Below are 21,266 nucleotides of genomic sequence, written 5' to 3'. Positions count from 1 at the left end.
CGGCTAACTTCCCGGACACCCGGGCGAGACATTCCGGATACGGACCGGACAAGCCACACCAATGTTCCGACCGTACGGCCTGCTTTTGGTTCGTGACCTTCAGCACACGAGCAGCAAACAAATGTTGTGCAATATGTCACATCACATAGGGGCACACAGGGCCGCGCTCGCCCGGACCAGCGCGGCCTGGTGCAGCGCGTCGGCCCGCCCACCGGTCAGCGCGGGAAACACGCTGGTGGACAGGCGTTCCACACAGTCCGGCCCGGCCAGATCGGCGCGGTGCTCGGCCAGCTGCGCCAGCAGTTCCCCATTGACCCGATCGATGACCGGCCGCACCGCGCTCAACTCCGGTGCCGCCGTGGGCGCCGCGGCCGGATCGACCCGCCACCGGGTGACGAGTCCGCGTTGTACCAGCTTGTTGGCCTCGATCTGCCCGCCGAACACCCGACGCACCCGCTCGGCGTCGAGGCGCAGGCCCGCCCCGGCGCGGGCCATGGCGTCGTAGACCTCGGCCTCCCGGGCGGGATCATCGATCCCGGGGTCGCCGCCGTGCGCGGCCACCCACTTGGCCGCCGCGACCGCGTCCGCGGTCTCGAGGCGTTCGAGGGTCAGGTCGACCAGTCGGTCCAGCGGCCGCTCGGCCACCGGCTCGGCGTGCGCGGGCGACGCCGGAACCCCCGCGCCCGCGCTCGCACCGAAGATCAACGCGCCCACCAGCATCCACCCGTACGCACGCATCCGCGCCCCTCCTGTTCGCCGTTCCCCTTCTCCCGAGGATAGGAACTGTTGATCTGTGAGCCTGACCACAACCGCCCCGCGGCGCTCGGTGGAACGCGGATTCCCCTGTCACCCTGGGACCCGGCTTGCGAAAACGACCGTGACACAGAGGATGTGAAACCCCATGACGGGCCTCCTCACCTGGCTCGGCGGAGCCGGACCCGGGGTCGACGACCGGCACGAACGCGCCGGTTACGCCGTCGGCGGTGCGCTGGTGGCGCTGTTCGCCGTGGTCTCGGCCGTGGTGGTGGCGCTCGCGGGCGCGAGCGCGCGGTGGCCGTTCGCGGTCGTCGCGGTGGCGGCGCTGCTCGCGGCGCTCGTGTTCGGCGCGCTCTCCCGTGCGCTCGCGACGGCCTCGCTGTCGGGCCGGATGGAATCGCGCGCGCGGCGGCGGCTGGATCTGCTGGCCCGGGTGGCGGTCGCCGCGCTGGCGGGGGCGATCGTCGCCGAACTCGCGGGCACCGTCCTGCTCGGCGGCACCGTGGACCGGGCCCTCGACGAAAGGGCAAGGCGCGACGCCGATTCCGCGCCCGCCGTGGTCACCGCGCACACCCGGCTCGACCAGGCCCGCGCCGACCGGGCCGCGCTGGACCGGACGATCGCCCAGGCCCAGGGCGAGGTCGAACAGGCGCTCGTCATCGCGCGCTGCGAATACAACCCGACCCCGGAATGCCCGCAGACCAAGATCACCGGCGTGCCCGGCACCGGCCCCGAGACCAGCGCCGACAACGCCATGCTCGACGACGCGCGCACGCGACTCACCGCCGCGCGCGACCGGATCCAGCCGCTGGACGAGGCCGTCACCGAACGACAGCACGCGCTCGACGACGCCCGCGACGCCGCGACGCGCACCGGCGACCGCGGCCTGGGCGCCCGCTGGCTGGCCGCGCACGACTACACCCTCGGCCACGGCGGCGCGCTGCTGCTGCGGCTCGCGCTGCTGATCACCGGCGTGCTGCTGGCCCTGCTGCCGCTGCTGCTGCGCTGGTGGCGCGGGGAGACCTCGTTCGATCGCCGGGTGGCCGCGCGCACGGTCACCGAGCGGGCCGAACAGGAGGCGGCCGCGGCCGTCGCGGTGAAACGCGCCGAGGTGCACGCCGAGACCGAGAACCTGCGCGCCGAACAGGAATTGGCCTCCGCCCGGCTGGCCGCCGACGCCGACGCGCTCATCGAGCGCGAACAGCAGCGCAGACGGGTCGTCGCCGCCGTCGGCAATCTCGAGATAGGCATCAGCGAGGATCGAAAGGACGGCCCCGTGCCCGCGTCCGACCACGACAACCTGCCCGCAATACCCGCGAAAACCGGTGGCGGCCTGGAACTTCCGGTGATCGGCACGGTGCCGTTCACCGATACCGCCGCGCGCTGGATCCGGCCCTTGGTCCCCTCGTTCGTCGCCAACGCCCTCGACACCGCGACCCATCCGTTGCGCACGGTCCGGCACGCGTTCGAGGAGACCGAGGAGATCACCTTCACGCTGCGCCGCACCCGCAAGGTCACCGTCGAATCCGACGAACCCCGGCCGTCCGCCGCGGCCCGCCCGGTCACCGCCCAGGTGGTCGACGTGGACGTGCCCGGCCGCGAACTCCAGCGCCCGGAGTGATCCGCGCCACCGGCGAATCGGATTGCTTCCCAGGATGTTTCACGTGAAGCATCTACCCTGGCCGCATGCTGGGCGATGAACAGGTCACCGCGGCCTACGCGCGCAATGCCGAATTCTGGATCGAGATCGTCCGCGAACGCCTCGACCCGTTCCAGACCGAACTCACCGATCCGGCCCTGCTCGAGGCCATCGGTTCCGCCGCGGACCTGCGCGTACTCGACGCCGGTTGCGGCGAGGGCGCTTTCGCGCGGGAGTTGATCCGCCGCGGGGCCGGGCACGTGTACGGCGTGGACACCTGCGCCGAATTCATCGCGGCCGCCCGCGCGCATCCGGAGGTGGACGCGGCGCGTTCGACATTCCTGCACGCCGATGTCGCGGATCTGCCGCTTCCCGACGGATCCGTCGATCTGGTGGTGGCCAATCGGCTCCCGAACGGAATCGCCCAGCCGGAACGCCGATTTCACGAATTCCACCGGGTGCTGTCGCCGAACGGCCGTCTGCTGCTGCTCGGCATGCACCCCTGCTTCTACCGCGCCCGCGCCGAACGGAACACCGACACCGATCTCCCGCTCGACGCCTACTTCGGCGTGCGCACGGTCGAGCAGCGGTTCACGGTGGCGGGGCGCGTCTCACCGTGCCCCTCCCATCAGACCTTCTACTCCCTCGAAACCTACGTCGGCATGGTCACGGACGCGGGGTTCGCGATCACCGGCCTGCGCGAACCCCGTCCGACGCCGGAACAGCGGCGCTCCGATCCCTGGTGGGACCGGAACTTCACCCGGCCGCTGTTCCTCCTACTCGACTGCCGCCGCCTGCGCTGACACTCGGGCGGCCCGAATCGTCCTCGGCCGCACGGTCTTTCGACCGATCCGAGCGGGCGGCGGCGATTCCGGCGATGAGCAGGATCGCGGCGGTGATCAGGGCCGCGATGTGCACGCCGGAGACGAACGCCTCCCGGGCCGAGGTCAGCAGGGTCGTCGCCAGGTGTTCGGGCAGGGTGTGGGCGGTTTCGACCGCGCCGCCGAGGGATTCGCGGGCGGCGGCCCACCGCGCTTCGGGCAGTCCGCCCACGTCCAGGCCGTGCCGGAACACGGCCATGACGACGCTGCCGAGCACGGCCACGCCCAGCGCGACACCGGCCTCGTAGGCGGTCTCGGAGACCGCGGCCGCGGCCCCGGCCCGTTCGGCGGGCGCGGAACCCACCACGAGATCCGCCGAAACCGTCAGGGCGACACCGACGCCCGTGCCCACCAGCACGAAGCCGGTGACGAACCACAGCACCCCGGCGTCCGGCCCGGCGCTCAGCGTGACGAACAGCGCCGCGCCGACCGCCGCCACCGCGAGGGCCGCGCCGAGCACCCGGGTCGGCCGCCACCGCCGCACCAGCCACGCCGACACCAGCGCGGCGACCATGCTCGCCAGCATTCCGGGCAGCAGCAGCACCCCCGCGCCGAGCGGCGAACGCCCCAGCACCAGCTGGAGATACTGCGAACCGAAGAACAGCACCCCGGCCAGCGCGAACACCGACAGCAGATTGGTCAGCACCGCCGTGCGGAACCGCGGCAGCGCGAACAGGTTCAGATCCAGCATCGGATCGGCCAGCGTCCGCTGCCGCCGCACGAACAGCACCCCGGCGACCACACCGACCGCGGCGATACTCAGCGTCACCGCGTCCGGGCCGTGGGCGGCGGTCTCCTTGACCGCGTACACCACCGGCACCAGCGCCAGCATCGACAGTCCGGCGCTGACCCAGTCGAGGCGGCCCGGATTCGGGTCGCGCGACTCCGGCACCAGCACCGGGCCGAGCACGACGAGCACGAGCATCACCGGCAGGTTGATCAGGAACACCGAACCCCACCAGAAGTGCTCGAGCAGCCAGCCGCCGAGCAGCGGACCCAGCGCGGCGCCACCACCGGCCATCGCGCTCCACACCGCGATCGCGATCGTGCGCTGCCGCGGATCGGTGAACATGGCCCGGATCAAGCCGAGCGTGGCGGGCATGAGGGTGGCGCCCGCGACGCCCTGGAGGACGCGTGCGGCGATCAGCATCTCCGGCGACACCGACCAGGCCGCCACCGCCGAGGCCAGACCGAATCCGGCGGCGCCGAGCAACAGCAGTTTCCGGCGGCCGATGCGATCGCCCAGCGCGCCCATGGTCACCAGCAGACCGGCGAGCACGAACGAGTAGACGTCGATGATCCACAGCAGCTGCGGCGTCGTGGGCGCGAGTTCGGCGCTGATGGCCGGGACCGCGATATCCAGCACGGTCGCGTCCACGGAGATGAGCAGCAGCGCGAGCACCAGCACGCCGAGGCCCGCCCAGGTACGGGCGGTGGCCCGGTTCGGGAGGGCGCGAGCGGTGTTCATGACTTCCTCGACTTTCCGTAGTTTTACCGTCCAGACGGTACAGTAACAGGATAACCGTCCGGACGGTACAGTGATTCCCGTGACCACGACCCGTGACCGGATCCTCGACGCGCTCGAGACGCTGCTGGTGGAGCGCGGCATGTCCCAGGTGACCCTGGAGAACGTGGCGGCCACCGCCGGGATCTCCAAGGGCGGGCTGCTCTACCACTTCAAGAGCAAGGACGCCCTGCTCGCCGGGCTGGTGCGCCGCCTCGGCGACCGCACCGCCGAACAGCTCGCGCAGGCCCGCGCCCAGGGCCGTTCGGTCGCCGAGTGGTATCTCCAGACTCCCGACCTCGACAACGACTCCGACGCCCTCGAACTCGCGCTCTACCGTTCGATGGTCGCGGCCATGCGCACGGTCGAGGGCCCGCAGGACGACGAGGACGACGAGGTGCGCGGCGCCCTGACCGAGGTCATGTCCTCCTGGAACGACGGGCTCACCGACGAACTGGACGATCCGGTGCGGGCCGACCTCATCCGCCTGGTCGGCGACGGCGTTTACCTGCGCGCCCTGCTCGGCCTGCCGGCGATTCCCCCCGACCGCTACCGGGCCGTCGTGGCGCGCCTGCTCGACCGCTGAAACCGGCGTTCCGGCGGATAGACTCGGCCCCGTGTGTCCAGCCGCTCCGGGTCGGGCCGGGCTGTCGTCGGCGCCGGCCGGGGAGGCCGTGCCCATCCGCCCGCTCGGCTCGCGGGAACTGCTGGACCTGCCGTTCGCGGTGATCCAGGCCGATATCCGGGTGTTCGCGGGGCTGATCGCGCCGGTCCTCGCGGGGGCGGTGGGCGCGGTCGTGGCGATCACCGCGGCGGGTTCGGCGGCCACGGCCGGTTCCGACGCCGGAACCGCTTGGGCGGCAATCCTTTCCACCGCCGTGTGCGTCTTGCTGCTGCGGTTCTACGTGCGCGGGGTGGCGACGCCGGTGGCGTGGGCCCGGATCACCGGGGGCGCGCTCGGCTGGCGGGCGGCACTGCGGGAGTTCACCTCTCGCGTCCGGCCCCTGTTGAGCTTCCAGGCCGGATACACCCTGACCGGTGTCGGCGTGCTCCTGCTGGGCGCGCCGCTGCTCATCACCCTGCTGCCCGCGGTGGTGTGGCTGGGCCGCCTGCGCGCGACCCGCTGCACGACGGTGCCCGTCCTGTTCGCCGAGAACGCCCCGTACCGAATCGCCGCGACCCGCGCGAAAGTCCTTGCCGCCGGGGGCGAATGGCAGCTCGCGGGCATCTGGCTCTACCACCGCGGCCTGCTGGCGGTGCTGGTGGTCCCGCTGCTCGGCATCCCCCTGTTCCTCTCCGACTTCTCCGGCACCCACCGCTGGGCGATGATCACCCTGACCGTCACCGTCGTCCTGACCCTGGCCACCTTCGCCGAACTGGTCGACTCCACCACCCGCCTGGTCGCCTACGTGGACCGTCGCTGCCGCCGCGAGGCCTGGGACATCGTCCTTCCCCAGGGAGGGCCGACCCGATGACATCACCCGAGAACCCCGGGCCCCGACCCCAGCCCGCGGCCGCGGATCGAGCGGGTATCCCACCGTCCACGTCCGAGGCCACGGGGAGCGCTGCGGCCGCGCCGCGATCAGGGTCGGCGGCGGAGGACGCTCCGGCCACGCCGCGATCAGGGTCGGCGGCGGAGGACGCTGCGGCCACGCCGCGATCGGGGTCAGCTGCGGAGGACGCTGCGGCCGCGCCGCGACCGGGGTCAGCTGCGGAGGGCGCCCCGGCCGCGCCGCGGTTGGGACCGGCGGCGGAGCATCTCGCGGCGGCCGAGAGCGCGGCGGGGAGCGGGGATTTCGACGCGGCGGTGCGGGAGCGGTTCCGGGCCGTGGTGCGGGGGCTGGAGCAGGGTGGGGTGCTCGAGGTGCGGCGGGCGCGGACCGCGCACGAGACCGCGGCGGCGGCCGTTGCCGAGGTGCCGGATCGGGCGGGCGAATTGCCAGGCGCGGCACGGGGTTTCGACGAGATCGTCTACGGCGGCCGGGCCGCCACGCCGGAGGAGTACGAGCGGCTGGCACGGGCCGACAGTTTCTCGCACGCGCCGCCGCCTCCGCCGGAGCCCGTGGAGGTCGCCGAGCGGGAGCGACAGCCGCGGCGCTGGCGGCCACCGCCGTTGCCGGAGCTGTTGCGCAGCCCCAAGTTCTGGGCGTTCGTGCTGGCCGCGCTCGCGATCGCGCTCATCGCCTATCTGCTGCTGCGCCTGGCCGCCGCCCCGACCGCGCCGCCGCCGCAACACGTTCCGTCGCCGGGCCGCCCCGAACTGCCCCGACCGGATCCCGGGGAGGGCAGCGATTCGATCTTCGAGCGACTCCCCGCCCGGATCGCCTTCGGCGGACTGCAACTGCTGATCTGCGCGGCGATCGTGGTGTGGTGGCGGGCCCGGCGGCGCGGCGCGCTGGTCCCCGAACCGCGTCCGGTCGAGGTGCCCGCGGGCGAACTGCTCGCGGGACAGGCCCGGCTCTACCGCCGCTCCGGCGACCGCGACCACGTCGCGGCGAAACTGCGGGCGGCCGCGCTGCGCCGGATGCGGCCCACCCTCGGCCTCGCGCCGGACGCGCCGCCGGACCGGGTCGTCACCGCCGTCGCCGCACGCACCGGCGCGGATCCGAATGTGGTGGGCGCGGCCCTGTTCGGGCCGGTGCCCGACGATCGGACCCTGCAAACCGTTGTCGCACAACTGGATCGCATCGAATCGGAGATCGGATGACCACGGTGGACACCAACCACACCCCGACCGCCGAGGACGCCCACCGGGCGTTCGGGGCGTTGCGCGCCGAGATCGGCAAGGCCGTGGTCGGCAACGACCAGGCGGTCATGTTCCTGGTCCTGGCGCTGCTGTGCCGGGGACACGTGCTGCTGGAAGGCGTTCCGGGCGTGGCCAAGACGCTGCTCGTGCGCGCGCTGGCGACCGCCCTGGACCTCGAGCACGCGCGGGTGCAGTTCACCCCCGACCTCATGCCCGGCGATGTGACCGGTTCGCAGATCTACGATCCGCATTCGGCGGAGTTCACCTTCCGGCGCGGTCCGGTGTTCACGAATCTGCTGCTGGCCGACGAGATCAATCGCACACCCCCGAAAACCCAATCGGCGCTGCTGGAATCGATGGAGGAACGGCAGGTCTCCGTCGACGGCACGCCGCGGCCGCTGCCCGAACCGTTCGTGGTGGTGGCCACGCAGAACCCGATCGAACAGGAGGGCACCTACCCGCTGCCGGAGGCGCAGCTGGACCGGTTCCTGTTCAAGGTCGACATCCGATTGCCCGGCCGCGACGACGAATTCCGCATCCTGCAACGCCACGCGGCCGGATTCGATCCGCGCGATCTGGCGGCGGCCGGGCTGCGGCCGGTCGCCGGGGCCGGGCACATCGCGGCCGCCCGGACCGCGGTCGGACAGGTGACGATCGCGCCGGAGGTGCTCGCCTACATCGTCGATCTGTGCCGGGCCACCCGCGCGTCGACGGCCGTGCTGCACGGGGCGTCCACGCGCGGCGCGACCGCGTTGATGGCCGCGGCGCGGGCGCTGGCCTGGCTGCACGGGCGGGGTTTCGTCACGCCCGACGACGTGAAGTTCGTCGCGGTCCCGGTGCTGCGGCACCGGCTGCAACTGCGGCCGGAGGCCGAACTGGACGGGGCGACGGCCGAGGGCGTGCTGGCGTCGCTGCTGGCCTCGGTTCCGGTTCCGGTGTAGCCGATGGTCGTCACCGGTCGGCTGGCCGCCCTCGCCGCGGTGGCGGGGGTGGTGGTCGTGGTCGCGCTGCCGTCGTGGATCGGGGTGGTGGTGGCGACCGGCGTGCTGGTCCTGCTGGCCGCCATCGATACGGTGTTGGCGGGCAACGGTTCCGGGCTCGAACTGTCGCGGCCGGAGTTGACGACCGTGCGGACCGGGCGCGCCACCGAGGTCGAGTTGACCATGGTGAACACCGGGACGCGGACGCTGCGGGGGCTGGTGTGGGACGCGTGGCCGGACAGCGCGGGGGCCGAGTATCGGACCCGTCGAATCCGGTTGCGGCCCAACACCAGAACGCGCTCGACCACGGCGCTGCGGCCGACCCATCGCGGGGACCGCGTGGCCGGGCCGATCACGGTGCGGCTGTTCGGTCCGCTCGGGCTGGCCGGACGACAGCTGCGGCGGGACGCGCCCGCGCGGGTCCGGGCGCTGCCGCCGTTCCGCAGCGAGCGGGTGCTGGCGGCCAAGGTGCGGCAGTTGCAGCAGTTGGAGGGCCGCACGGTGATGAACGCGCGCGGTCAGGGTTCGGAATTCGATTCGTTCCGCGAATACGTCGCGGGCGACGATGTGCGCGCGATCGATTGGCGGGCCACGGCCCGCGCCACCGATGTCCTGGTGCGGACCTGGCGGCCCGAACGCAATCGCCACGTCCTGCTGCTCCTCGACACCGGCCGCACCGCCGCCGCCCGGGTCGGCGCCGGCACCCGCCTCGATGTCGCCATCGAGGCCGCACTGCTGCTGGGCGGCCTAGCCGCGGCCGCCGGGGACACCGCCGATCTGCTCGCCTTCGACCGGGAACCGCGCGCCGAGGTCCGCGGCACCAGCGGAAAGGCGTTGCAGCCCAAGCTCATGCACGCCCTGTCCGGCGTCGTCCCCACCCTCGTCGAGACCGACACCGCCGCCCTCATCCGCACGGCCCTGCAACGCGCCCGCCGCCGCAGCCTGATCGTCTGGTTCACCGCCCTCGACCCCGCCCTCACCGACGACACCCTCCTCCCCACCCTCACCAACCGCCACCGCGTCCTGCTCGTCTCCCCCACCGACCCCGACCTCGCCACCGCCGCCACCGACCACACCACCCTGTCCGCCCTCTACACCGCCGCCACCGCCGAAACCCTCCGCACCGAACGCGCCCTCACCCGAGAACGCCTCCGCCGCAAGGGCATAGCCGTCGTCACCGCCGCCCCCACCCACCTCCCCGAGGCCCTGGCCGACGAATACCTCGAACTCAAACGCTCCGGCGCCATCTGACCCCCAAGGCCCACGACCCCAGCCGCACCCTTTATTCGGATCCGCACCCCTTCTAGCGCCCTGGAACGGGTGCGGATCCGAACAAGGGGTGCGGCTGGGGTGGTGGGGGTGGGGTGAGGGCGCGGCGTTGGCGTTCGGCGGTCAGGGCGGCGAGGAGGTGTAGGGGTGGGTAGTTGGGGGGTGGGGGGGTGGCGAGGCGGTGGCAGGTGGTGGTGAGGAGGGCGTGGGACAGGGCGGCTTCGGTTTCGGGGGTGAGGGTGCGGTGGCGGGTGAGGTATTGGCGGATGGGGAGGGCCAGGTCCTCGGTGAGGGGGGTGAGGTCGAGGTGGTGGGTCCAGGGGAGGAGCCAGGGCGGCGGGGCGGCCAAGGCGGGCAACGGGATTCGGGTGCGGTCGTGGATGACGACGGTGCCCGCGAGGATGTCGCCGACGCGGCGGGCGCGGGGGGAGCACAGGGAGGTGACGACGGCGACCGCGCCCAGGGCGCCGAGGGCCCAGAAGTCGACGATGGCCCCGGCGAGGCCGCGGGTGAGGGCGTGGCGGAAGTCGACGGGGCCGCCGTCGGAGCGGACCACGCGCAGGCCGAGGATGAGTTTGCCCAGCGTGCGGCCGCGGAGAAGGGTTTCGAAGGCCACGGGGTAACCCGCCACGACGGTGACGAAGACGACGAGCATGGCGGTCTCGAGCCAGGCGACGTCGGGTTCGAACCGGAGCAGCAGCGTCACCACGCCGACGAACAGCATCCACGCCAGCACGACCTGCACGACGACATCGATGAGGAACGCGGCGGCCCGGGTGGGAATCCGCGCGATCGGCAGCTCGAGGGCGACGGCCTCGCCGGTGATGAAGACGGCCATGGTGTCCTCAGCCTAGGCGCTGACGCACCGGCTAGCCTCGGTACGAACGACGAAGACGGGGAGGCCGCCGATGGACGTGGACGCCTACGCCTGGACGCAGCGCCCGGCCTGGGACCGGCTCGACCGGCTGAGCAGGCAACGCCGCCTGACCGGCGCCGAGGCCGACGAACTGGTGGCCCTGTACCGCCGCACCTCCCGGCAGCTGGCCCGGTTGCGGGCGCAGTCCCCGGAACCGGAGTTGATCGCGGGGCTCAGCGCCGTGCTGGCCCGCGCCCGCGCGCGGATCCTCGGCTCGCGCGGCGACACGATGCGCGAACTCGGCCGGTTCCTCACCCATCGCTTCCCGGCCGCGCTGTACCGGGCGTGGCCGTGGTGGGCGGCGGTCGCCGCGGTGTTCCTCGCGACCTCGGCGGGGCTGGCGGTGTGGGTGGCCGGATCCGGTTCGGCGCGTAGGGCTCTGGGCCTGCCGCGCGACACCGACGCGCTGACCGCGCCGGGCGGGGCGTTCGAGACCTATTACTCCGAACATCCGCACGACGCCTTCGCCGCGCAGGTGTGGACCAACAACGCGTGGGTCGCGGCGGTCGCGCTGTTCACCGGGTTGTTGATCCTGCCCGCGGCCTACGTGTTGTTCATGAACGCGCTCAATCTGGGCGTCTCGGCGGGTCTGATGGCCGACGCCGGGCGGCTCGACGCGTTCTTCGGTTTCATCCTGCCGCACGGAATGCTGGAGCTCACCGCCGTTTTCGTGGCGGGAGGGGCGGGGCTGAAGCTGGGGTGGACGCTGGTGGATCCCGGCCGGTCCGCGCGCGCCGACGCGCTGGCCCGGCAGGGTCGCGCGACCGCGACCATCGCGCTGGGACTTGTTGGGGTGCTGCTGATCTCGGGGCTGATCGAGGGATTCGTGACGCCCAGCGGCTGGCCCGCGCCCGTCCGCATCGGAATCGGACTGCTGGCCGAGGCGGCTTTTCTGGGATACGTGTTCGTCCTGGGCAGGCGGGCGGCGCAGGAGTCGACAGCTACCGATCCGCTCATCTCCGGCTAATGGAGTTCGCAGTATTGCGATCGCGGTGCGGCGAAGGATTTGTCGAACCGGTTCGAACATACCGGATTTGAGGACCACTGGCCGCAGCGAGTCCAGCTCAGCTGCGGCCAGCGTTACCGACAACTCTACACAATCGTTATCGCTATGCAACCTCCCCCACCGGGCCCGAGCGTATACGTGACCGTCCCGAAACCACCCCTCCGACAGCTCTCTTGAGACCCCCGCGCAAATTCTCGGCGTCCTACCGGTGGGCGCTCGGGAACGCGGTACTCGCGGTACCTCACAAACCGCCGATAACGGGTGAGATCTCCGGTGGAAGAGTGTGATTTTCACATTTGCCACGACCAGTGGCGGCCACCATCCGGTGGCAGTACATGGCCGTCTAGCTGGGGTTTCCCTGAGACAACCGAAGGTGACCAAAAGGTAGCCATTCAGAAAACAAACCCGAAGTCTGTTAAATCCGGCCAATACGAGACATGCGACCGGCATTGCAGATTCGATCACTGATGTCCACTCCTTTTCATTGCCCGGAAGGCCGACCGGCATGCGTATAACCCACGCCCGCAACCCTTTCGATCGACCCGATCCCGCAACCCCTTCTGCGACGAAGATCACAGTCCCCCGGGCGTTTGGCCGGGGTGCTCAACCCACTCGAACGATGCCGCTGATCGTGCCCTGCAGGATCCGGCCGTCGCGGGTGATGAGGGGCGCCATCTGCAACGGATCCTCGGCCACGGTCCCCGGCAGCGGACTGCGCGCGACCACGTCCCCCGTCGCGGGATCGACGGCGGTGAACTCGAATCCGTCCAGCGGCGTGGTGTGCTCGGGCCCGATCCGCGCGACGGTGTAGACGAGATCGTCGGCGGCGGACAGGATCGGCACCGCCGAACTGCGAACCGCGTTGTCCCACACCGTGTGACAGCCGTCCCCGTCCACATCCACGCGGGTCATACCGCCGGTGAACGCCGCCGTCGGCGGGTCCGCCGGTCCCGCGCCCTCCGGCACGGTCGGATAGGGGTAGCCGTAGGTTCCGGCGACCACGACCGTGCGGCCCAGGCCGATGGGCGCGTTCTCGCTGCCCGCCCCGCCGCGGGTGAGCACCGGCCGCGCGCACACGAGATCACCCGTGCCGGAACGGAAGACCAGCAACCGCACCGGCCCGGCGGCGTTGTCGACGATGGCGACGTAGTCCGCCCCGGTCTCGGGTCCGAAGTACACCGGCGTGGATCCGGTGCCCCAACTGAGCTGACCGGGCTTGCGGGCCGGGCCGCGATCGTAGGGGGCGCGCCAGCGCACGTGCGGCCGCCCGGCGACGGTGTCCAGCTCGTAGAGCGCGAAGGTGGTGGCGACCGCGACCTTTCCGTCGGGCGTGGCGGAAATGCTGTTCGCCACCTGTTCGCCGGCGGGCAGCGCGACGGTCGTCACCGCCCCCGCGAGGTCGACGCGACCCACCACTGCCCGCGCGGTCGCGAACCACACCGCCCCGGCCGCGTCCGGCACCAGCCCGACCACGCTGTCCCCGTCGGGCACCGCGCCCGACAGATCCACCGACTCGTCCACCCGCAGGCGCCACGCCCCGGCGGCGTCCCGATCGTGGGCGATCCGCGCCAACCGGCGCTGCCCGTCCACGACCACGAGCCGATCGCGGTGATCGAGATACGCGTACACGCCGCCGAGCAGACCGCCCTTGGGCAGCGGCAGCGCGGCCAGCGGCGTACCCGGACCGTCCGGATCGAGCAGGTACACCGTCGGCACTTGTCCGGCGATCGTGGTGCACAGCGCCACCACCAGACCGTCCGACCCTTGCAGCAGCGTGGGGCAGGCGGCGGCCAGCGGGAGGATCGTCGCCGCGACGGGCCGCGCGCCGGGTCCGGCGAACGGGGTCGCGTCGGAATTCCCGGCGTCGGCGTGCATGGTGGCCGAACCCTGCGGTCCCAGATAGGGATTCGGGGCCGCGAAGGGTCCGGGGGCGGCCGCCGCGGCCGGGGACGTGGCGGCGAGGACGCAGGCGGCGACGGCGGTGGTCAGCGCGCCGAGGGCACGGGGGCGAACGCGGGTGGGCACCCCGCGATCCTGCCTGTTCGAATACGGATGCGCATCAACCGGATTCATGTATCGATCCCCACAGCGCGCACGGGCATCCGTTTCCCCAGAATTCGTGCGATCAACCCTGCGAGCGGCGAAGATTACCGCGTGCGAACGAAATTCTCCTCGGAACTCGCGGCGCTGACCGGTGAGCTCGAGCGCCTGGCGAGCCTCGCCCACGAGGCCACCGAGCGGGTGGCGGTGGCGGTCGGCGAGACCGATCTCACCGCCGCCTACGAGGTGTTCGCCCTCGACGAGAAGCTCCAGGAGAAATACGGCGCCTGTGAGAACCGCGCGGTGATCCTGCTCGCCCTCGAGGCCCCGGTGGCCCGCGACCTGCGGCATGTGGTGAGCGCCATCCAGATCACCGAACACCTGTCCCGCATGGGCTGGCTCACCAGTCGCATCGCCGACAGCGTGGTCCGCCGCTACCCGCATCCGGTCGCCCCGCCCGAGATCCTCGGACCCCTGGCCGAAATCGGTTCCCGCACAACGGCTCTCGCGGCCCGCGCGGTCGAGGTCATCGCCGCCGGCAAACTCGACGCCGACACCGAACCCGTCGCCCCCGATCCGGCGCTGCCCGAACTCCACCAGCAGGTCCGCACCACCCTCACCGCCCCGGACCGGCCGCACGACAACGCCACCGCCGTCGACCTGTCCCTGCTCGTGCACCACTACGAACGCTGCGCCGAACACTGTGTGCGGATAGGCCGGTTGATCCGCTTCTTCCACACCGGAATTCCGCTGTCGGCACAGGCGAGCACGGACTGATCACGAAAACGCGAAAGCGCCGCGAATCCGTGAGGATCCGCGGCGCTTCGACTACGGTGGGCGAAGGGGGACTTGAACCCCCACGTCCCGAAGGACACTGGCACCTGAAGCCAGCGCGTCTGCCATTCCGCCACTCGCCCGAGCGACTGGAAGACCGTATCACGGGGGCGATGCCGGAATGAAATCGGCTGGTCACCCGGCTCGACGGGGTAAGGGAACTCGGCGGGAACGCCGAGAGTTACAGGTGTGGAGGATCGTGGATATCATGCAATCACCGTGTCCGTTCGACGACACGCCCATTTGGCGTGTCGCGGAATGGTGACAGTCGAGGAACGCGCACCGAAGGGAGGCCGAGATGGGCATCGTGTCGCGCTTCGAACGCCGCCTGCAGGGTGCCGTCGGTGATGCCTTCGCCCGCGTGTTCGGCGGCAGTGTCGTCCCCCAGGAGGTGGAGGCGGCGCTGCACCGCGAGGCGGCCGATCAGGTCACCGAACTCGACGGCGGGCACCTGCTGGCTCCCAACAGCTACGTGATCACCATCAACCCCTCGGACCTGCGGCAACTCGATGCCGACCACGAACTCACCACCAAGGCCTTCGCCAAACATTTGCAGGACTACATCCGCGAGCAGGGATGGCAGACCTACGGCGAAGTACACGTCGAGTTCGAGGCATCCCCTACGCTGCACACCGGACAGTTCAGGACGCGCGGCCGGGTGGACCCGGACGTGGGCCGCGCGAGCCCTGGACGACCCCGACAACGAACCGCGCACCCGCAACCAGGAGCTGGCCCCATGACGCAGAACTCAGGCTACGACCCCAGCCGCGAGCCCGCGGAGTCCGATCCACGCAATCGCGGGTACGCACCGCCGCCCGCGGGCCGTGCCCCGCAGGGCGGTTATCGCGACGACTACGGTCGCGGCGGCCAGTACCCCGCGGACTACGCCGCGCCGGACGCGCAGCAGGGCTACGACTACCAGAACGGGTACGACTACCAGCAGGGTGGCGCGGCTTACGGCCAGCAGGGTTACGACCAGGGCGGCTACAGCCAGCAGGGCTACGCCGACCAGGGGTACGCCCAGCCGGGTTACGAACAGGGGTACGGCCAGCAGGGCTACGAACAGGGCGGTTACGCCGACCAGGGGTACGGGCAGCAGGGCTACGCCGAACAGGGGTACGCGGACCAGGGATACGGCCAGCAGGGCTACGCCCAGACCCCGGGCGGGTACGACCAGGGCTACCAGCAGGGTCAGGCCTATCAGGCGCCCGGCTACGAACAGGGCTACGCCGATCAGGGCTACGCGCAGCAGGGCTACGCGGACCAGGGGTACGCCGATCAGGGCTACGCCCAGCAGCCGGCCGGATACGGTCAGCCCGCCCCGGCGCAGCAGCCCCCGCGCAGCGGTTCGGGCTACTCGGCCACCCTCCAGCTCGACGACGGCAGCGGCCGGACCTACCAGCTGCGCGAGGGCAGCAACATCATCGGGCGCGGCCAGGACGCGCACTTCCGGCTCCCGGACACCGGCGTCTCCCGCCGCCACATCGAGGTGCGCTGGGACGGTCAGGTGGCCATGCTGTCGGACCTCGGTTCCACCAACGGAACGCTGGTCAACGGTTCGCCGGTCCAGGATTGGCAGCTCGCCGACGGTGATGTCATCCGCGCCGGACATTCGGAGATCCTGATCCGGATCGTCTGATCCCGTAAGCTCGCGCGTGCAGGGTCGCGGGACGGCCCGTCGGTTTCGTCGGCCGTATCGTGCTCGCGACCGGTCGTCGGCCCTATGATGCTGCCAACATCGCTCGGCGGCCGGGCCGTGCTGACCCAGCACGCCGGTCGCGGGGCCGATCCGTACCTACGGCACCGGTCGAACAGGAGGTGGAGCGCCGTGCAGGGACTGATCCTGCAACTGACCCGTGCGGGCTTCCTGCTGCTGTTGTGGCTGTTCGTCTGGGCGGTGCTCCGCACCCTGCGAAGCGACATCTACGCGGCATCCGGCATCCGGATCCAGCCCCGGGCCGCGCGCGGTTCCGCGGTGCTGCCATCCTTCAGCCGTGGCCAGAAGGGCGCCAAATATCTAGTGGTGACTCAGGGTTCACTCGCCGGCACTCGCATCACGCTCGGCACCCAGCCGGTGCTCATCGGGCGTGCTGACGACTCCACGCTGGTGCTCACAGACGACTACGCCTCGACCCGGCACGCGCGGCTGTCCCAGCGCGGCGACGACTGGTACGTCGAGGATCTGGGCTCCACCAACGGGACCTACCTCGATCGAGCGAAGGTCACCACCCCCGTCCGAGTTCCGCTCGGCACCCCTGTCCGTGTCGGCAAGACAGTGATCGAGCTGCGATCGTGACACTTGTTCTCCGCTACGCAGCGCGCAGCGACCGCGGTCTCGTCCGGGCCAACAACGAGGACTCCGTCTACGCCGGCGCGCGACTGCTCGCCCTCGCCGACGGCATGGGCGGTCACGCCGCGGGCGAGGTGGCCTCCCAGTTGATGATCGCCGCGCTCGCGCATCTCGACGACGACGAGCCCGGCGACGATCTGCTCGGCAAACTGGATCGCGCTGTGCGCGAGGGCAATGCGGCCATCGCGGATCAGGTCGAGGAGGAGCCCGAACTGGACGGGATGGGCACCACGCTCACCGCCATCCTGTTCGCGGGCCGCAAACTCGGCCTCGCCCACATCGGCGACTCCCGCGCCTACCTGCTGCGCGCCGACGAACTCACCCAGATCACCCGCGACGACACCTTCGTGCAGTCGCTGGTCGACGAGGGCCGCATCACGCCCGAGCAGGCGCACACCCATCCGCAGCGTTCGCTGATCATGCGGGCGTTGACCGGCAACGAGATCGAGCCCACGCTGATCGTGCGCGAGGCCCGCGCGGGCGACCGCTACATGCTGTGCTCGGACGGTCTCTCCGACGTGGTCAGCGACGAGACCATCGCGAACACGTTGCGCGAGGGCAACACCGACGAGGCCGCCGACCGGCTCATCGAATTGGCCTTGCGCAGTGGCGGTCCCGACAACGTGACCGTGGTCGTCGCCGACGTCATCGATCTCGACTACGGCCAGAGCCATCCCATCGTCGCGGGCGCGGCCTCCGGTGAGGACGAGGACACCCCGCCGCCCAACACCGCCGCGGGGCGGGCCGCGGCCATGCGCCCGCCGCGCAGCGCGCCCCGTCGCGCCGCGGTCACCCCCGACCCGCCCGAACCCGGCAAAAGTCACCGGTTGCGCTGGATCGTCCTGTCGCTGGCGCTGGTCGTGGCCGTCGCGGTGGGACTCGTGGTGGGCTACAAGATGATTCGCGGCAACTACTACGTCGGCGCCGACAACGGCACCGTCGTGATCATGCGCGGGCTGCCCGGTTCGGTGCTGGGCTATTCGATCCGCGACGTGGATCAGCAGGCGTGCGTGACGCGCGAGGGCAAGCTGACCCTGATGCGGCCCGGCGCGGGCTTCCCCAGCGGCTGCCAGCGCCTCGAGGTCGCCGACCTGCGCCAGACCGGCCGGGACAAGATCTCCAACGGTCTGCCGCCCGGTGGATTCGACGACGCGCGCCGCCAGCTCGAGACGCTGACCAGCACCGAACTGCTGCCCGTGTGCGTCCCGCCCGCGCCGCCGGTGATCCCGCCGGTCGTGCCGCCGTCGAACAATCCCGCCGAGCCCCCGGCGAATCCGGCGCCGTCCTCGGCGACGCCCACGCCGACGAACAACCCCGCCCAGCAGCCGTCGACGTCGCAATCGCCCGCCGCGCAGACCCCGGGGGAGAACTGCAGGAAGGCGGACTGATGTCCGCACCGGCACCGCCGTCCGCCGGGGCCTTTCCGAGTCCGCCCGGTGGATTCGCGCCCGCGCCCCCGCCCTCGACCCGCCGCAATATGGAACTGTTGCTGCTGGCGGCGGCGGTGATTCTCATCACGGTCGCGTTGGTGTTGGTGGAAGCCAGTCAGGATCAACGGATTTCGTGGGATCTGGCCACGCTGGCGGTCGCGTATCTGGCGCTGTTCGCCGTCGCGCATCTGGCCGTGCGGCGGTTCGCGCCGTTCGCCGATCCGCTGCTGCTGCCGATCGTGGCCGTGCTCAACGGCCTCGGGCTGGTGTTGATCCATCGCCTGGATCTGGCCGACGAGCAGACCGCGGCCTACAACTCGTGGCCGATGCCGAGCGCGAACGCCGACGATCAGGTGCTGTGGACCGCGCTGGGCATCGTGGTGTTCATCGCGGTGCTGGTGCTGCTGCGCGACTACCGCACGCTGGCCCGCTACGGCTACACCCTCGGCCTGCTCGGACTGGTCGCCCTGGTGGTGCCCGCCCTGCTGCCCGCGGCGTACTCGGAGACCAACGGCGCCAAGATCTGGGTGCGATTACCGGGATTCAGCGTGCAGCCGGGCGAATTCGCCAAGATCGCGCTGATCGTGTTCTTCGCCGCGGTGCTGGTGTCCAAGCGGGATCTGTTCACCGCGGCGGGCAAGCACGTGTTCGGGCTGGAACTGCCGCGGGCGCGCGACCTCGGCCCGATCGTGGCGGTGTGGATCCTGTGCGTCGGCGTGCTGGTGTTCGAGAAGGATCTGGGCACCTCGCTGCTGATCTTCGCGACCGTGCTCGCGCTGCTCTACATCGCCACCGAGCGGGTGGGTTGGCTGATGGTCGGCGCGGCGCTGCTGGCCGTCGGATTCGTGTTCGCCTACAACGCCTTCGGGCATGTGCGGGTGCGGGTGTCGACCTGGCTGCATCCGTTCGCCGACTACAACAACACCGGCTACCAGATCTCGCAATCGCTGTTCGGGCTCGCGACCGGCGGGCTGGCGGGAACCGGACTGGGCAGCGGACGGCCCTCCCAAGTGCCGTTCGCCAAGACCGATTTCATCGTCGCGACCATCGGTGAGGAACTCGGGCTGATCGGGCTGACGGCGGTGTTGCTGCTGTTCACGGTGCTGGTGCTGCGCGGGTTGCGCACGGCGCTGGCGGTGCGCGACAGCTTCGGTAAGTTGCTCGCGGCGGGATTGTCGTTCACGCTGGCGGTGCAGGTCTTCGTGGTCGTCGGCGGGGTCACCAAGCTGATTCCGCTGACGGGGCTGACCACCCCGTTCGTGTCCTACGGCGGGTCGTCGCTGCTGGCGAACTACGCCCTGCTGGCGCTGCTGGTCAAGATCTCCGACGCGGCCCGCGCACCCGCGCCGATCCGGAAACGGGAACCGGCGCCGATCGCCGAGGCACCCACGGCGATGATCAACCCGGCGAAGGGGGAAACGGTATGAACACACCGCTGCGCCGCGTCGCCATGGCCGTCATGCTCATGATCGTCGCGCTGCTGCTCAATGCGACCTATGTGCAGGTGATCAAGGCCGACAGCCTGCGCAACGATCCGCGCAACTCGCGGGTGCTGCTCGACGAGTACTCCCGCCAGCGCGGCCAGATCTCCGCGGGCGGAGCGGTTCTGGCGAGTTCGATCGCCACCGACGACCGGTACAAGTACCTGCGCACCTACCCGACCGACCCGGCCGCGTACGCGCCGGTGACCGGTTTCTACTCGATGCAGTACGGCAGCACCGGATTGGAGCGGGCCGAGGATTCGGTGCTCAACGGATCGGACAGCCAGCTGTTCGGGCGACGGCTGATCGATCTGGTGTCCGGGCGCGATCCGCGCGGCGGCAATGTGGTGACCACGATCAATCCGGTCATGCAACAGGTCGCCTACCAGCAGCTGACCAGTAAGGGCTATACCGGTTCGGTGGTCGCGATCGAGCCGAGCACCGGCCGCATCCTCACCATGGTGTCCACCCCGAGCTACGATCCGAACCAGCTGTCCGGCCACGACGGCGCCAAGAGCACCCAGGCGTGGGAGCAGCTGTCCGCCGACACCAAACAGCCGATGCTCAATCGCGCTGTGTCGCAGACGTATCCGCCCGGGTCGACGTTCAAGGTCGTGGTCGCCGCGGCCGCGCTGGCCCAGGGTGTGAAGACCGACGACCAGTTCACCGCGGCCCCGAACATCACGCTGCCGGGCACCGCCACCACGCTGGAGAACTACAACGGCACCACCTGCGGCGGCGGCGCGACCGCGACCATGCTGGAGGCGTTCCGGCTGTCCTGCAACACCGCGTTCGCCGAGATCGGCATGCGGGTGGGCGCGGCCAAACTCAAGGACGAGGCGGCGGCGTTCGGGATCGGCAGTCATTCGGGTATTCCGATTCCCGTGGCGGACAGCACCGTCGGGACCATCCCGGATACGGCCGCACTGGCCCAGACCAGCATCGGCCAGCGCGATGTCGCGCTGACCCCGCTCGACGACGCGGTCATCGCGGCCACGGTCGCCAACGGCGGCGTGCGGATGGAACCGCATCTGGTGGACCAGTTGCAGGGCCCCGACCTGAGCGAATTGTCGCGCAGCAAACCGGTTTCGGTCGGTCAGGCGGTGAGCGCCCCGGTGGCCTCGCAGCTGACGGCGATGATGATCGAGTCGGAGAAGCACACGGTCGGCGGCACCGACGCCCGGCCGTATCAGATCGCGTCGAAGACCGGCACCGCCGAGCACGGCAGCGACCCGCGCAATACGCCGCCGCACGGGTGGTACATCGCCTTCGCGCCGGCCCAGAACCCGAAGATCGCGATCGCGGTCATCGTGGAGAACGGCGGCGATCGCGGCACCGCGGCCACGGGCGCCTCGGTCGCGGCGCCGATCGCGCGGTCGGTGCTCGACGCCGGAATGCAGGGGGGCTGACCTCATGAACCCGCTGAACACCCTA

At 71.1% G+C, this 21,266-nt stretch carries 18 protein-coding genes and 1 tRNA gene; 14 read left to right on the top strand and 5 right to left on the bottom strand.

Annotation, left to right across the window (positions count from 1 at the left end):
• Positions 1 to 141 precede the first annotated feature (141 nt).
• Complete coding sequence (aroQ, locus tag ACFYTQ_RS09185) at positions 142 to 738, bottom strand: gamma subclass chorismate mutase AroQ (protein ID WP_387358555.1); 597 nt, start codon at positions 736 to 738, stop codon at positions 142 to 144.
• A gap of 163 nt (positions 739 to 901) precedes the next feature.
• On the opposite strand from aroQ, the gene ACFYTQ_RS09180 reads away from it, so the two are divergent.
• Entirely contained in the window at positions 902 to 2,377 is a 1,476-nt protein-coding gene (locus ACFYTQ_RS09180) for a DUF4407 domain-containing protein (protein ID WP_387358553.1), read from the top strand.
• A gap of 65 nt (positions 2,378 to 2,442) precedes the next feature.
• On the top strand, positions 2,443 to 3,198 hold the full coding sequence (locus ACFYTQ_RS09175; RefSeq protein ID WP_387358551.1) for a class I SAM-dependent methyltransferase: 756 nt from the start codon (positions 2,443 to 2,445) through the stop codon (positions 3,196 to 3,198).
• On the opposite strand, the gene ACFYTQ_RS09170 is transcribed toward ACFYTQ_RS09175, so the two are convergent.
• Complete coding sequence (locus tag ACFYTQ_RS09170) at positions 3,152 to 4,744, bottom strand: MFS transporter (protein WP_387358549.1); 1,593 nt, start codon at positions 4,742 to 4,744, stop codon at positions 3,152 to 3,154. The genes ACFYTQ_RS09175 and ACFYTQ_RS09170 overlap by 47 nt on opposite strands.
• Before the next feature lie 79 nt (positions 4,745 to 4,823).
• Here ACFYTQ_RS09170 and ACFYTQ_RS09165 point away from each other — a divergent pair, with 79 nt between their 5' ends.
• The 5 genes from ACFYTQ_RS09165 (at position 4,824) to ACFYTQ_RS09145 (ending at position 9,757) form a co-directional block, all read left to right on the top strand.
• Entirely contained in the window at positions 4,824 to 5,366 is a 543-nt protein-coding gene (locus ACFYTQ_RS09165) for a TetR/AcrR family transcriptional regulator (protein ID WP_387358547.1), read from the top strand.
• 31 nt (positions 5,367 to 5,397) lie between these two features.
• Positions 5,398 to 6,255 carry a hypothetical protein gene (locus ACFYTQ_RS09160; RefSeq protein WP_387358545.1) on the top strand — a complete coding sequence of 286 codons (858 nt, stop codon included), beginning with the start codon at positions 5,398 to 5,400 and terminating at the stop codon, positions 6,253 to 6,255.
• Between the two features lie 263 nt (positions 6,256 to 6,518).
• Positions 6,519 to 7,487, top strand: coding sequence for a DUF4129 domain-containing protein (locus tag ACFYTQ_RS09155; RefSeq protein ID WP_387358543.1), 969 nt, complete (start codon positions 6,519 to 6,521; stop codon positions 7,485 to 7,487).
• Positions 7,484 to 8,467, top strand: a complete 984-nt coding sequence (locus tag ACFYTQ_RS09150) for an AAA family ATPase (protein WP_387358541.1) — start codon at positions 7,484 to 7,486, stop codon at positions 8,465 to 8,467. The genes ACFYTQ_RS09155 and ACFYTQ_RS09150 overlap by 4 nt, the downstream gene beginning before the upstream one ends.
• A 3-nt stretch (positions 8,468 to 8,470) precedes the next feature.
• The gene (locus ACFYTQ_RS09145; RefSeq protein WP_387358539.1) at positions 8,471 to 9,757 is read left to right on the top strand and encodes a DUF58 domain-containing protein; all 1,287 of its coding nucleotides are present in this window, start codon (positions 8,471 to 8,473) and stop codon (positions 9,755 to 9,757) included.
• A 52-nt stretch (positions 9,758 to 9,809) separates the two neighbouring features.
• Here ACFYTQ_RS09145 and ACFYTQ_RS09140 read toward each other — a convergent pair whose 3' ends face one another.
• Positions 9,810 to 10,613, bottom strand: a complete 804-nt coding sequence (locus ACFYTQ_RS09140; protein WP_387358537.1) for an RDD family protein — start codon at positions 10,611 to 10,613, stop codon at positions 9,810 to 9,812.
• A gap of 70 nt (positions 10,614 to 10,683) precedes the next feature.
• On the opposite strand from ACFYTQ_RS09140, the gene ACFYTQ_RS09135 reads away from it, so the two are divergent.
• On the top strand, positions 10,684 to 11,658 hold the full coding sequence (locus tag ACFYTQ_RS09135) for a stage II sporulation protein M (RefSeq protein ID WP_387358535.1): 975 nt from the start codon (positions 10,684 to 10,686) through the stop codon (positions 11,656 to 11,658).
• A gap of 642 nt (positions 11,659 to 12,300) precedes the next feature.
• Here ACFYTQ_RS09135 and ACFYTQ_RS09130 read toward each other — a convergent pair.
• Entirely contained in the window at positions 12,301 to 13,722 is a 1,422-nt protein-coding gene (locus ACFYTQ_RS09130) for a hypothetical protein (RefSeq protein ID WP_387358533.1), read from the bottom strand.
• 129 nt (positions 13,723 to 13,851) lie between these two features.
• Here ACFYTQ_RS09130 and ACFYTQ_RS09125 point away from each other — a divergent pair, with 129 nt between their 5' ends.
• The gene (locus tag ACFYTQ_RS09125) at positions 13,852 to 14,514 is read left to right on the top strand and encodes a phosphate uptake regulator PhoU (RefSeq protein WP_387358531.1); all 663 of its coding nucleotides are present in this window, start codon (positions 13,852 to 13,854) and stop codon (positions 14,512 to 14,514) included.
• Between the two features lie 57 nt (positions 14,515 to 14,571).
• Here the strand turns inward: ACFYTQ_RS09125 and ACFYTQ_RS09120 are convergent.
• Positions 14,572 to 14,654, bottom strand: a tRNA-Leu gene (locus tag ACFYTQ_RS09120).
• Positions 14,655 to 14,869: 215 nt separating this feature from the next.
• On the opposite strand from ACFYTQ_RS09120, the gene ACFYTQ_RS09115 reads away from it, so the two are divergent.
• From ACFYTQ_RS09115 to ACFYTQ_RS09095, 5 genes are all read left to right on the top strand, one after another.
• A complete protein-coding gene (locus ACFYTQ_RS09115; RefSeq protein WP_387358530.1) occupies positions 14,870 to 16,210 on the top strand; it encodes an FhaA domain-containing protein in 1,341 nt (446 codons plus the stop codon).
• A 189-nt stretch (positions 16,211 to 16,399) separates the two neighbouring features.
• A complete protein-coding gene (locus ACFYTQ_RS09110; protein ID WP_387358528.1) occupies positions 16,400 to 16,867 on the top strand; it encodes an FHA domain-containing protein in 468 nt (155 codons plus the stop codon).
• Positions 16,864 to 18,309: a PP2C family protein-serine/threonine phosphatase gene (locus ACFYTQ_RS09105; protein WP_387358526.1), complete on the top strand. Its 1,446-nt coding sequence runs from the start codon at positions 16,864 to 16,866 to the stop codon at positions 18,307 to 18,309. Before ACFYTQ_RS09110 ends, ACFYTQ_RS09105 begins: the two co-directional genes overlap by 4 nt.
• Positions 18,309 to 19,778: an FtsW/RodA/SpoVE family cell cycle protein gene (locus ACFYTQ_RS09100; protein WP_387358524.1), complete on the top strand. Its 1,470-nt coding sequence runs from the start codon at positions 18,309 to 18,311 to the stop codon at positions 19,776 to 19,778. The genes ACFYTQ_RS09105 and ACFYTQ_RS09100 overlap by 1 nt, the downstream gene beginning before the upstream one ends.
• Positions 19,775 to 21,241 (top strand): peptidoglycan D,D-transpeptidase FtsI family protein, encoded by a 1,467-nt coding sequence (locus ACFYTQ_RS09095; protein WP_387358522.1) that lies wholly within the window; start codon positions 19,775 to 19,777, stop codon positions 21,239 to 21,241. The genes ACFYTQ_RS09100 and ACFYTQ_RS09095 overlap by 4 nt, the downstream gene beginning before the upstream one ends.
• The last annotated feature ends 25 nt before the right edge of the window (positions 21,242 to 21,266 follow it).

Source organism: Nocardia sp. NPDC004068, assembly GCF_042874315.1.
GTDB lineage: Bacteria > Actinomycetota > Actinomycetes > Mycobacteriales > Mycobacteriaceae > Nocardia.
The sequence above is the reverse complement of the archived record's forward strand: the minus strand, read 5'-3'. Positions and strand labels throughout refer to the sequence as shown.